We start from the raw sequence: 10464 nt of genomic DNA on the forward strand, positions 1-10464 counted from the left end.
GATTGCCTTCAGGAGGGAATTACTTGGCCTTCTCGAGGATCTCGACGACGCGCCAGCGCTTGGTCGCGGACAGCGGCCGGGTCTCCATGAGGAGGACGCGGTCGCCGATACCCGCGGCGTTCTGCTCGTCGTGCGCCTTGAGCTTGTTGGTACGGCGGATGACCTTGCCGTACAGCGCGTGCTTGACACGGTCCTCGACAGCGACGACGACGGTCTTGTCCATCTTGTCGCTGACGACGAGGCCCTCACGGGTCTTGCGGAAGCCGCGGTCGTTCGTCTCAGTCACATTCTTCTCGCTCATCAGGCGCTCTCCACCGTCTCGATGCCGAGCTCGCGCTCCCGCATCAGGGTGTAGATCCGGGCGATGTCCTTGCGGACGGCCTTCAGCCGGCCGTGGTTCTCGAGCTGTCCGGTCGCCGCCTGGAAGCGGAGGTTGAACAGCTCCTCCTTGGCCTCACGCAGCTTGGCAACGAGGTCCTCGTTGTTCAGCTCGCGCAGCTCTGACGCCTTGATACCGGCCGCCATCACGACTCACCTGCCTCGCGCCGAACGATCCGGCACTTCATCGGAAGCTTGTGCGCGGCACGGGTGAGCGCCTCGCGAGCAATCTTCTCGTTCGGGTAGGACAGCTCGAACATCACCCGACCGGGCTTGACGTTCGCGACCCACCACTCCGGAGAACCCTTACCGGAACCCATGCGGGTCTCGGCCGGCTTCTTCGTGAGCGGACGGTCCGGGTAGATGTTGATCCAGACCTTGCCACCACGCTTGATGTGGCGGGTCATGGCGATACGAGCCGACTCGATCTGACGGTTCGTCACGTAGGCCGGGGTCACCGCCTGGATGCCGTACTCGCCGAACGCAAGCTCGGTGCCGCCCTTGGCCATACCGCTGCGCTTCGGGTGGTGCTGCTTACGGTGCTTGACCCTACGGGGGATCAGCATGTCGGTCAGGCCTCCGTTCCGCCGCTAGAAGGGGTCGCGGCCTCAGCCGGAGCAGCGGCGGCGGGCGCCTCGGCGGCCGAAGCCGACTGCTGCTGCGGCTTGCGGCCACGGCCGCCACGCTCGCCACCGCGACCACCGCGGGCCGGGCGGTCGGCGCCGCCGCCACGGGCCGGGCGGTTGCCGGCGCGGGCAGCGGCGTTCTCGGCGCGAACCTCGGCGATGTTCTTGACGTCGCCCTTGTAGATCCAGACCTTCACACCGATCCGGCCGAAGGTCGTCTTGGCCTCGAAAAAGCCGTAGTCGACGTTCGCGCGGAGCGTGTGCAGGGGCACACGGCCCTCGCGGTAGAACTCCGAGCGGGACATCTCGGCGCCGCCGAGACGGCCACCGCACTGGATCTTGATGCCCTTGGCGCCGGCCTTCATCGTCGACTGCATGCTCTTGCGCATGGCGCGACGGAAGGAGACGCGGGAGGACAGCTGCTCGGCGACGGCCTGCGCGACCAGCTGAGCGTCAGTCTCGGGGTTCTTGACCTCGAGGATGTTCAGCTGGACCTGCTTGCCGGTGAGCTTCTCCAGCTCGCCGCGGATACGGTCGGCCTCCGCGCCGCGGCGGCCGATGACGATACCCGGCCGGGCGGTGTGGATGTCGACGCGGACGCGGTCACGGGTGCGCTCGATCTCCACCTTGGAGATACCGGCGCGCTCCATGCCCTTCGTCATCATCCGGCGGATGGCGACGTCTTCCTTGACGTAGTCCTTGTACAGCTTGTCGGCGTACCAGCGGGACTTGAAGTCCGTGGTGATGCCGAGCCGGAACCCGTGCGGGTTAACCTTCTGGCCCATTACCGGGTTCCTTCCTTGCTGCTGACGACCACGGTGATGTGGCTGGTCCGCTTGCGGATCCGGTAGGCACGGCCCTGGGCGCGCGGACGGAACCGCTTCAGGGTCGGGCCCTCGTCGACGAATGCCTCGGAGATGTAGAGGCTGCCGGCGTCGGTGTGGTCGTAGTTGTGCGCGGCGTTGGCAATGGCGCTGTCCAGCACCTTGCCCACCGGCACGCTCGCGGCCTGCGGAGCGAATCGCAGGACCGCCTGAGCCTCCGTGGCGTTCATGCCACGGATGAGGTCCACCACGCGGCGGGCCTTCATGGGCGTGACGCGGATGTACCGCGCCTGGGCCCTGGCTTCCATGGTTGTCCCTTCGGTGTCTGTCATCGGTCTTCGCTTTTTCCGCAGATCAGCGACGACGCGACTTGCGGTCGTCCTTCTCGTGGCCGCGGAAGGTGCGGGTCGGCGCGAACTCGCCGAGCTTGTGGCCGACCATCGACTCGGTGACGAACACCGGGACGTGCTTACGGCCGTCGTGCACCGCGATCGTGTGGCCGAGCATGGCCGGGATGATCATCGAGCGGCGAGACCAGGTCTTGATGACGTTCTTGGTCCCTGCGTCGTTCTGCGCGTCCACCTTCTTGCTCAGGTGGTCGTCGACGAAGGGTCCCTTCTTGAGACTGCGCGGCATCTGAACCTGCTCCTAGCGCTTCTTGGTCGTCTTGCGGCGGCGGACGATGTACTTGCTGCTGGCCTTCTTCGGCGAGCGCGTCCGGCCCTCCTTCTGACCCCACGGCGAGACCGGGTGGCGACCACCGGAGGTCTTGCCCTCACCACCACCGTGCGGGTGGTCGACGGGGTTCATGACGACACCGCGGACGGTCGGGCGGACGCCCTTCCAGCGCATACGGCCGGCCTTGCCCCAGTTGATGTTCGACTGCTCGGCATTGCCGACCTCGCCGACGGTGGCGCGGCAGCGGATGTCGACCAGGCGGACCTCGCCCGACGGCATGCGCAGGTGGGCGTAGGCGCCCTCCTTCGCCATCAGCTGCACGGAGGCACCGGCGGAGCGGGCGAACTTCGCACCGCCGCCGGGCCGCAGCTCGATGGCGTGGATGGTCGTACCGACCGGGATGTTGCGCAGCGCCAGGTTGTTGCCGGGCTTGATGTCGGCCGTCGGGCCGTTCTCGATCCGGTCACCCTGCTGCAGACCGCGCGGCGCGATGATGTAGCGCTTCTCGCCGTCGGCGTAGTGCAGCAGCGCGATGCGCGCGGTGCGGTTCGGGTCGTACTCGATGTGTGCGACCTTGGCCGGGACGCCGTCCTTGTCGTGACGGCGGAAGTCGATCACGCGGTACGCACGCTTGTGGCCGCCACCCTGGTGGCGAACGGTGATGCGTCCCTGGTTGTTACGGCCACCCTTGCTGTGCAGGGGGCGGACCAACGACTTCTCCGGCGTGGACCGCGTGACCTCGACGAAGTCGGCGACGCTGGCGCCACGACGGCCCGGGGTCGTCGGCTTGTACTTGCGGATACCCATTTCTCAGTCCTCGTCCGATTCCGGACGACTCGGACTCCGTTAGGAGACCGGGCCGCCGAAGATGTCGATACGGTCGCCCTCGGCGAGGGTCACGATGGCGCGCTTGGTGTCCTTGCGCTTGCCGTAACCGGTGCGGGTGCGCTTGCGCTTGCCCTGGCGGTTGATCGTGTTGACCCCGGTGACCTTGACCGAGAAGACCGCCTCGACGGCCTGCCTGATCTGGGTCTTGTTAGCGCGCGGGTCGACGATGAACGTGTACTTGTTCTCGTCCAGCAGCGCGTAGCTCTTCTCCGAGACCACCGGCTTCAAAAGCACGTCGCGGGGGTCGGAGAAGGTCTTGCTGGTGACAGCGGTCGCCTCAGTCATCAGGCGTCGCTCCCTTCGAGCTGAGCGTTCCGCCGAGCCACGGGGGCAGCAGCCACGAAGGACTCGAAGGCGGCCTTGGTGAAGACCACGTCGTCGGAGACGAGTACGTCGTACGTGTTCAGCTGGCCCGGCTCCAGGATGTGCACCTGGGGCAGGTTGCGAGCGGAGAGCCACGCGGCCTCGTCGGCCCTGTCGATGATCAGGAGCAGGTTCTTGCGCTCGCTGATCTTGCCGAACAGGGTCTTGGCGGCCTTGGTGGAGACCTCGCCCTCGACCACGCCGGAGACGATGTGGATGCGGTCGTGACGCGCCCGGTCCGAGAGGGCACCGCGGAGCGCGGCGGCCTTCATCTTCTTCGGGGTCCGCTGCGAGTAGTCACGCGGCACGGGACCGTGCACGACGCCACCACCGGCGAACTGCGGGGCGCGGGTCGAACCCTGACGGGCGCGGCCGGTGCCCTTCTGGCGGTACGGCTTCTTGCCACCGCCGCGGACCTCGCCACGCGTCTTGGTCTTGTGCGTGCCCTGTCGGGCAGCGGCCAGCTGGGCGACGACGACCTGGTGGATCAGCGGAACGCTGACCTGCGCGTCGAAGATCTCCGCGGGGAGCTCGACGGTCCCGGCCTTGTCGCCTGCCGGCGAAAGGATGTCAATGGTACTCATCGGTTACCTCAGGCCCCCTTGGCCGCGGTACGGACCAGGACGAGGCCGCCGTTCGGACCAGGAACCGCGCCCTTGATGAGCAGCAGGCCCTTCTCCGCGTCAACGGCGTGGACGGTCAGGTTCTGGGTGGTGACCCGCTCGTTGCCCATACGGCCGGCCATCCGCATGCCCTTGAACACGCGGCCCGGGGTGGCACAGCCACCGATGGAGCCAGGCGAGCGGTGCTTGCGCTGGGTGCCGTGGCCGGCGCCGAGGCCACCGAAGCCGTGGCGCTTCATGACACCGGCGGTGCCCTTGCCCTTGCTGGTGCCGGTCACGTCGACCTTGACACCGGACTCGAACACCTCGGCCGTGACCTCCTGGCCGAGCGTGTACTCGCTGGCGTCAGCGGTACGCAGCTCCACCAGGTGGCGGCGCGGGGTGACATCCGCCTTGGCGAAGTGGCCCTTGAGGGGCTTGTTCACCTTGCGGGGGTCGATCTCGCCGAAGGCGATCTGGACGGCGTCGTAGCCGTCGACGTCATTGGTGCGGACCTGGGTCACGACGCAGGGCCCGGCCTTGACGACGGTGACCGGGACGACGCGGTTGTTCTCGTCCCACACCTGCGTCATGCCGAGCTTCTCGCCCAGGACGCCCTTGATCTGCTTAGCCATCTCGCGCGTCACCTCAGAGCTTGATCTCGATGTCGACGCCGGCCGGCAGGTCGAGACGCATGAGCGAGTCGACGGTCTTCGGCGTGGGGTCGAGAATGTCGATGAGGCGCTTGTGGGTACGCATCTCGAAGTGCTCGCGCGAGTCCTTGTACTTGTGCGGCGACTTGATGACGCAGTACACGTTCTTCTCTGTGGGCAGCGGCACCGGGCCCGCGACCGACGCACCAGTGCGGGTCACCGTCTCGACGATCTTCTTCGCCGAGGAGTCGATGACCTCGTGGTCGTAGGCCTTGAGCCGGATGCGGATCTTCTGTCCCGCCATGGCTGCTTCGTAGTCCTGTCTCTCGTAACGCTCTGGCGGCCCGGTACGTTCGCGTTCTCCGACCCACGCGGTCGGGCGTGTCGCACCCCTTCTAATAAATCTCCACGAGGGAGATCCTTCGAGAAGGAGGAGGCGGGGAGGAGAACACCCACCGGGCGCCTGGCTGGTACCCCGCTGAACTTCCCGAAAGATTCCCGTACTTCCACCCCTGATGAGAGGTGACGAGTACTGCGGGACTCGCTTTCGGTCCTCCCGGCGGGAGGCGCGCAACATCGATACTCAACCGAGCAACCTGGACAGTGTGCCATACGGCCGTGGGGCAACGCCAATCGGCGTATATACCACGCAAAGAGGCCCCGCACACCCATGGCGTGCGAGGCCTCTTCGGTTGCTCCTAGGAGCGGCAGGTCACTTCGTGATCTTGGTGACCTGACCGGCGCCGACGGTCCGGCCACCCTCACGGATGGCGAACTTCAGGCCCTCCTCCATGGCGACCGGCTGGATCAGCGCGACGGTCATGGAGGTGTTGTCGCCCGGCATGACCATCTCGGTGCCCTCGGGGAGGGTCACGACACCGGTCACGTCAGTCGTACGGAAGTAGAACTGCGGGCGGTAGTTGTTGAAGAACGGGGTGTGACGGCCACCCTCGTCCTTCGACAGGATGTAGGCCTGGGCCTCGAACTCGGTGTGCGGGGTGACCGAGCCCGGCTTGATGATGACCTGGCCGCGCTCGACATCCTCGCGCTTGATGCCTCGGAGCAGCAGACCGACGTTCTCGCCGGCCTGGCCCTCGTCGAGCAGCTTGCGGAACATCTCGATACCGGTGACCGTGGTGGTGGTCTTCTCGGTCTTGATGCCGATGATGTCGACGGTCTCGTTGACCTTGAGGACACCACGCTCGATACGACCGGTGACAACGGTGCCACGACCGGTGATCGTGAAGACGTCCTCGATCGGCATCAGGAACGGCTTCTCGACGTCGCGCTCCGGCTGCGGGATGGCCTCGTCGACAGCCTTCATCAGGTTGAGGACGGACTCGCCCCACTCCTTGTCGCCCTCGAGCGCCTTGAGCGCCGAGACCTTGACGACCGGAACGTCGTCGCCCGGGAACTCGTACTCGGACAGGAGCTCGCGGACCTCGAGCTCGACGAGCTCCAGGATCTCCTCGTCGTCCACCATGTCGGCCTTGTTCAGGGCGACGACGATGTACGGAACGCCGACCTGGCGGGCCAGGAGCACGTGCTCCTTGGTCTGCGGCATCGGGCCGTCGGTGGCGGCGACCACGAGGATGGCGCCGTCCATCTGCGCCGCACCGGTGATCATGTTCTTGATGTAGTCCGCGTGACCCGGGCAGTCAACGTGGGCGTAGTGACGCGACTCGGTCTGGTACTCGACGTGCGCGATGGAGATGGTGATACCGCGCTGGCGCTCCTCAGGAGCCTTGTCGATCTGGTCGAAGGCCGAGGCCTCGTTCAGGTCCGGGTACGCGTCGTGCAGCACCTTGGTAATCGCCGCGGTAAGCGTGGTCTTACCGTGGTCGATGTGACCGATGGTGCCGATGTTGACGTGCGGCTTAGTCCGCTCGAACTTCGCCTTCGCCACTGGGGTCCTCCTGTGGACTGGTGCTGTACTCCACCCGCTCTTTGCGGATGGGTTCAGGTGGTCTTACCGAACCGACCAGGACCCCGAGGGGATGCCCTTGGCCGTATTCGCTTGGGGGCGGGCGGCGGGGGCCGCCGTGAAGTGCGAACACTTCACGACGACGCCCCGATGCCTTTGCTCCAGCCTAAACGGTGAGAAACGTGGGCGTAGCCCGCGTCACTCGCCCTTGGCCTTCGCGATGATCTCCTCCGCGACGTTCCGGGGAACCTCGGCGTAGGAGTCGAACTGCATGGAGTAGCTGGCGCGACCGGAGGTCTTGCTCCGCAGGTCTCCGACGTAGCCGAACATCTCCGACAGCGGAACCAGGCCGGTGACCAGCTTGGCACCGTGCCGGTCCTCCATGGACTGGATCTGTCCACGGCGGGAGTTGATGTCGCCGATCACATCGCCCATGTAGTCCTCGGGCGTGGTGACCTCGACCTTCATCATCGGCTCGAGCAGGGCCGGGCTGGCCTTGCGCGCGGCGTCCTTGAACGCCATGGAACCGGCGATCTTGAACGCGAGCTCGGAGGAGTCGACGTCGTGGTAGGCACCGTCGAGGAGGGTGACCTTCACACCGGTCAGCGGGTAGCCGGCCAGCACACCGAACTCCATGGCCTCCTGGCAGCCCGCGTCCACGGACGGGATGTACTCCCGCGGGATGCGGCCACCGGTGACCTTGTTCTCGAACTCGTACCCGTCGCCCTCGAGAGGCGCGATCGAGATCTGCACCTTGGCGAACTGGCCGGAACCACCAGTCTGCTTCTTGTGCGTGTAGTCGACCTTCTCGACGGCCTTGCGAAGCGTCTCGCGGTAGGCCACCTGCGGCTTACCGACGTTCGCCTCGACCTTGAACTCGCGCTTCATACGGTCGACCAGCACGTCGAGGTGCAGCTCGCCCATACCCGCGATGATCGTCTGGCCGGTCTCCTCGTCGGTCTTGACCTGGAAGGACGGGTCCTCCTCGGCCAGCCGCTGGATGGCGACGCCCAGCTTCTCCTGGTCGCCCTTCGACTTGGGCTCGATGGCGACCTCGATGACCGGGGCCGGGAAGTCCATCGACTCCAGGATCACCGGGTTCGACGCGTCGCAGAGGGTCTCACCGGTGGTGGTCTGCTTCAGACCCATGACGGCGACGATGTCGCCGGCACCCACCGAGTCGATCTCCTCACGCTTGTTCGCGTGCATCCGGTAGATCTTGCCGATCCGCTCCTTCTTGCCCTTCACGGAGTTCTGCACCTGGGTGCCGGTCTCCATGCGGCCCGAGTAGACCCGGACGAAGGTGAGCTTGCCGAGGTGCGGGTCGCTCATGATCTTGAAGGCGAGGCCGGAGAACGGCTCGTCCTCGGACGGCTTGCGGGTGACGACCTTCTCGGCGTCGCCCACGGCCTGGCCCTCGATCGCCTCGATGTCGATCGGCGAGGGCAGGTACCGCACGACCGCGTCGAGCAGGGGCTGAACGCCCTTGTTCTTGAACGCGGTGCCGCAGAACACCGGGGTGACGGTGATCTCGGCGGACTTGCCGGAGGCGATGGTGATACGGCGGATCGCCGCGTACAGCTGCTCCTCGGAGGGCTCCTCGCCCTCGAGGTACAGCTCCATCATCTCCTCGTCGTTCTCGGCGACGGTCTCAAGCAGCTTGCCGCGCCACTCATCGGCGGCCTCGACGTGCGTGGCCGGGATGTCGAGGGTGTCGTACATCTCGCCCTTGGCCGCCTCGGCGGACCAGACCAGGGCCTTCATCCGGACCAGGTCGACGACGCCCTTGAAGTCGGCCTCTGCACCGATCGGAAGCTGCATGACCAGCGGGGTCGCGCCGAGGCGGTCCGTGATCATGTCGACGCAGCGGTGGAACTCGGCACCGGTGCGGTCCAGCTTGTTGACGAAGCAGATGCGCGGAACGCGGTAGCGGTCCGCCTGACGCCACACCGTCTCGGACTGCGGCTCCACACCGGCGACACCGTCGAACACCGTCACGGCACCGTCGAGCACGCGCAGCGAACGCTCCACCTCGACGGTGAAGTCGACGTGGCCCGGGGTGTCGATGATGTTGATGGTGTGGTCGACGTCCTCGAGCGGCCAGTGACAGGTGGTCGCGGCGGACGTGATCGTGATGCCGCGCTCCTGCTCCTGCTCCATCCAGTCCATCGTGGCGGCGCCGTCGTGGACCTCGCCGATCTTGTACGAAACACCGGTGTAGAACAGGATCCGCTCGGTGGTGGTCGTCTTGCCCGCGTCGATGTGGGCCATGATCCCGATATTGCGGACCTTGGCCAGGTCAAGCGAAGTGGTAGCCATAAGGCTCAGTCTTCTCTCGGATCTCGATGGGGGTAGCGACTACCAGCGGTAGTGCGCGAAGGCCTTGTTGGACTCGGCCATCTTGTGGGTGTCCTCGCGACGCTTGACGGAGGCGCCGAGACCGTTGCTGGCGTCCAGCAGCTCGTTCATGAGGCGCTCGGTCATGGTCTTCTCGCGGCGGGCGCGGGAGTAGCCCACGAGCCAGCGCAGAGCGAGGGTGGAGGAGCGGCCGGGGCGAACCTCGACCGGCACCTGGTAGGTGGCGCCACCGACTCGACGGGAGCGGACCTCAAGGGTCGGCTTCACGTTCTCCAGGGCGCGCTTGAGGGTGATGACCGGGTCGTTGCCGGTCTTGTCCCGCAGGCCTTCCATGGCGCCGTAGACGATGCGCTCGGCGGTGGAGCGCTTACCGTTCAGCAGCACCTTGTTGATGAGCGAGGTGACCAGAGGAGATCCGTAGACCGGGTCGATGATGACCGGGCGCTTCGGGGCGGGGCCCTTACGAGGCATTCTTACTTCTCCTTCTTGGCGCCGTAGCGGCTGCGGGCCTGCTTGCGGTTCTTGACACCCTGGGTGTCAAGCGAGCCGCGGATGATCTTGTAGCGAACACCCGGCAGGTCCTTCACACGGCCACCACGCACGAGCACGATGGAGTGCTCCTGCAGGTTGTGTCCCTCACCCGGGATGTAAGCGGTGACCTCGATCCCGCTGGTCAGACGCACACGCGCGACCTTACGCAGGGCCGAGTTCGGCTTCTTCGGGGTGGTCGTGAACACGCGCGTGCAGACGCCGCGGCGCTGAGGGGAACCCTCGAGTGCGGGCGTCTTGTTCTTCTCGACCTTGTCCTGCCGGCCCTTGCGGACCAGCTGCTGGATCGTAGGCACCGTTTCTCCGGTTTCTGTGTGCCAGTCTCGGTAAAGCTAACCTGGAGCCTCCCCGACCCACGCGGTCGGGTGTGTCGCGATCCTCATACGTTTTCCGCGAACGGAAAGTGCGTATATGGAAGGCGCTTCGGCCTCGGCGTCCCGTGTGGACGACTGCACACACAAGGACCCGGGCACACCCCAGGCACAAGGTCTGAGCGTACCTACCTCATTGACTCCGGTCAAAACAAATGCCCCGCCGCGAAACCGGCCGACCTTGGCGCCCGGTTTACCCGATACGCCCCAGTACGGAGCCACTCTTCCCGCCACCGCCGCCCTCCTCCCC

Annotated in this window: 15 protein-coding genes; all 15 read right to left on the bottom strand. The window is 66.2% G+C overall.

Going from position 1 to position 10464, the window contains the following annotated elements; translation table 11 throughout:
• Nucleotides 1-19 precede the first annotated feature (19 nt).
• The 15 genes from rpsQ to rpsL all read right to left on the bottom strand — a co-directional run bounded on the left by rpsQ (nt 20) and on the right by rpsL (nt 10139).
• Nucleotides 20-301: a 30S ribosomal protein S17 gene (gene rpsQ / locus AOK16_RS04615; protein WP_055470927.1), complete on the bottom strand. Its 282-nt coding sequence runs from the start codon at nt 299-301 to the stop codon at nt 20-22.
• Nucleotides 301-525 (bottom strand): 50S ribosomal protein L29, encoded by a 225-nt coding sequence (gene rpmC / locus AOK16_RS04620; protein WP_055470928.1) that lies wholly within the window; start codon nt 523-525, stop codon nt 301-303. Before rpmC ends, rpsQ begins: the two co-directional genes overlap by 1 nt.
• The gene (gene rplP, locus AOK16_RS04625; RefSeq protein ID WP_055470929.1) at nt 525-944 is read right to left on the bottom strand and encodes a 50S ribosomal protein L16; all 420 of its coding nucleotides are present in this window, start codon (nt 942-944) and stop codon (nt 525-527) included. Before rplP ends, rpmC begins: the two co-directional genes overlap by 1 nt.
• 5 nt (nt 945-949) lie before the next feature.
• On the bottom strand, nt 950-1789 hold the full coding sequence (gene rpsC / locus AOK16_RS04630; protein ID WP_055470930.1) for a 30S ribosomal protein S3: 840 nt from the start codon (nt 1787-1789) through the stop codon (nt 950-952).
• Nucleotides 1789-2136 carry a 50S ribosomal protein L22 gene (rplV, locus tag AOK16_RS04635; RefSeq protein WP_055470931.1) on the bottom strand — a complete coding sequence of 116 codons (348 nt, stop codon included), beginning with the start codon at nt 2134-2136 and terminating at the stop codon, nt 1789-1791. The genes rpsC and rplV overlap by 1 nt, the downstream gene beginning before the upstream one ends.
• A gap of 46 nt (nt 2137-2182) precedes the next feature.
• Nucleotides 2183-2464, bottom strand: a complete 282-nt coding sequence (gene rpsS / locus AOK16_RS04640) for a 30S ribosomal protein S19 (RefSeq protein ID WP_055470932.1) — start codon at nt 2462-2464, stop codon at nt 2183-2185.
• A gap of 12 nt (nt 2465-2476) precedes the next feature.
• Complete coding sequence (rplB, locus tag AOK16_RS04645; protein ID WP_055470933.1) at nt 2477-3313, bottom strand: 50S ribosomal protein L2; 837 nt, start codon at nt 3311-3313, stop codon at nt 2477-2479.
• Between the two features lie 39 nt (nt 3314-3352).
• Complete coding sequence (rplW, locus tag AOK16_RS04650; RefSeq protein WP_055470934.1) at nt 3353-3679, bottom strand: 50S ribosomal protein L23; 327 nt, start codon at nt 3677-3679, stop codon at nt 3353-3355.
• Nucleotides 3679-4341, bottom strand: a complete 663-nt coding sequence (rplD, locus tag AOK16_RS04655) for a 50S ribosomal protein L4 (protein ID WP_055470935.1) — start codon at nt 4339-4341, stop codon at nt 3679-3681. The genes rplW and rplD overlap by 1 nt, the downstream gene beginning before the upstream one ends.
• 8 nt (nt 4342-4349) lie before the next feature.
• On the bottom strand, nt 4350-4994 hold the full coding sequence (gene rplC / locus AOK16_RS04660; RefSeq protein ID WP_055470939.1) for a 50S ribosomal protein L3: 645 nt from the start codon (nt 4992-4994) through the stop codon (nt 4350-4352).
• Nucleotides 4995-5007: 13 nt separating this feature from the next.
• The gene (gene rpsJ, locus AOK16_RS04665; RefSeq protein ID WP_003948644.1) at nt 5008-5316 is read right to left on the bottom strand and encodes a 30S ribosomal protein S10; all 309 of its coding nucleotides are present in this window, start codon (nt 5314-5316) and stop codon (nt 5008-5010) included.
• A 408-nt stretch (nt 5317-5724) separates the two neighbouring features.
• Entirely contained in the window at nt 5725-6918 is a 1194-nt protein-coding gene (gene tuf / locus AOK16_RS04670; RefSeq protein WP_055470936.1) for an elongation factor Tu, read from the bottom strand.
• A gap of 216 nt (nt 6919-7134) precedes the next feature.
• Nucleotides 7135-9255, bottom strand: coding sequence for an elongation factor G (fusA, locus tag AOK16_RS04675; protein ID WP_055470937.1), 2121 nt, complete (start codon nt 9253-9255; stop codon nt 7135-7137).
• A 39-nt stretch (nt 9256-9294) separates the two neighbouring features.
• The gene (gene rpsG / locus AOK16_RS04680; RefSeq protein ID WP_055470938.1) at nt 9295-9765 is read right to left on the bottom strand and encodes a 30S ribosomal protein S7; all 471 of its coding nucleotides are present in this window, start codon (nt 9763-9765) and stop codon (nt 9295-9297) included.
• 2 nt (nt 9766-9767) lie between these two features.
• On the bottom strand, nt 9768-10139 hold the full coding sequence (gene rpsL / locus AOK16_RS04685) for a 30S ribosomal protein S12 (protein ID WP_003948652.1): 372 nt from the start codon (nt 10137-10139) through the stop codon (nt 9768-9770).
• Nucleotides 10140-10464 lie beyond the last annotated feature (325 nt).

Origin of the sequence: Streptomyces pathocidini (assembly GCF_001418495.1) — a bacterium.
Lineage (GTDB): Bacteria > Actinomycetota > Actinomycetes > Streptomycetales > Streptomycetaceae > Streptomyces > Streptomyces pathocidini.

Bases quoted from the DNA above. Each gene is read 5' to 3' on its own strand.
- rpsC (WP_055470930.1), bottom strand. From the start codon at position 1,789: ATGGGCCAGAAGGTTAACCCGCACGGGTTCCGGCTCGGCATCACCACG.
- rplP (WP_055470929.1), bottom strand. From the start codon at position 944: ATGCTGATCCCCCGTAGGGTCAAGCACCGTAAGCAGCACCACCCGAAG.
- rpsS (WP_055470932.1), bottom strand. From the start codon at position 2,464: ATGCCGCGCAGTCTCAAGAAGGGACCCTTCGTCGACGACCACCTGAGC.
- rpsQ (WP_055470927.1), bottom strand. From the start codon at position 301: ATGAGCGAGAAGAATGTGACTGAGACGAACGACCGCGGCTTCCGCAAG.
- rplD (WP_055470935.1), bottom strand. From the start codon at position 4,341: ATGAGTACCATTGACATCCTTTCGCCGGCAGGCGACAAGGCCGGGACC.
- rplW (WP_055470934.1), bottom strand. From the start codon at position 3,679: ATGACTGAGGCGACCGCTGTCACCAGCAAGACCTTCTCCGACCCCCGC.
- rpsJ (WP_003948644.1), bottom strand. From the start codon at position 5,316: ATGGCGGGACAGAAGATCCGCATCCGGCTCAAGGCCTACGACCACGAG.
- rpmC (WP_055470928.1), bottom strand. From the start codon at position 525: ATGGCGGCCGGTATCAAGGCGTCAGAGCTGCGCGAGCTGAACAACGAG.
- rplC (WP_055470939.1), bottom strand. From the start codon at position 4,994: ATGGCTAAGCAGATCAAGGGCGTCCTGGGCGAGAAGCTCGGCATGACG.
- rplB (WP_055470933.1), bottom strand. From the start codon at position 3,313: ATGGGTATCCGCAAGTACAAGCCGACGACCCCGGGCCGTCGTGGCGCC.
- rpsG (WP_055470938.1), bottom strand. From the start codon at position 9,765: ATGCCTCGTAAGGGCCCCGCCCCGAAGCGCCCGGTCATCATCGACCCG.
- rplV (WP_055470931.1), bottom strand. From the start codon at position 2,136: ATGGAAGCCAGGGCCCAGGCGCGGTACATCCGCGTCACGCCCATGAAG.
- fusA (WP_055470937.1), bottom strand. From the start codon at position 9,255: ATGGCTACCACTTCGCTTGACCTGGCCAAGGTCCGCAATATCGGGATC.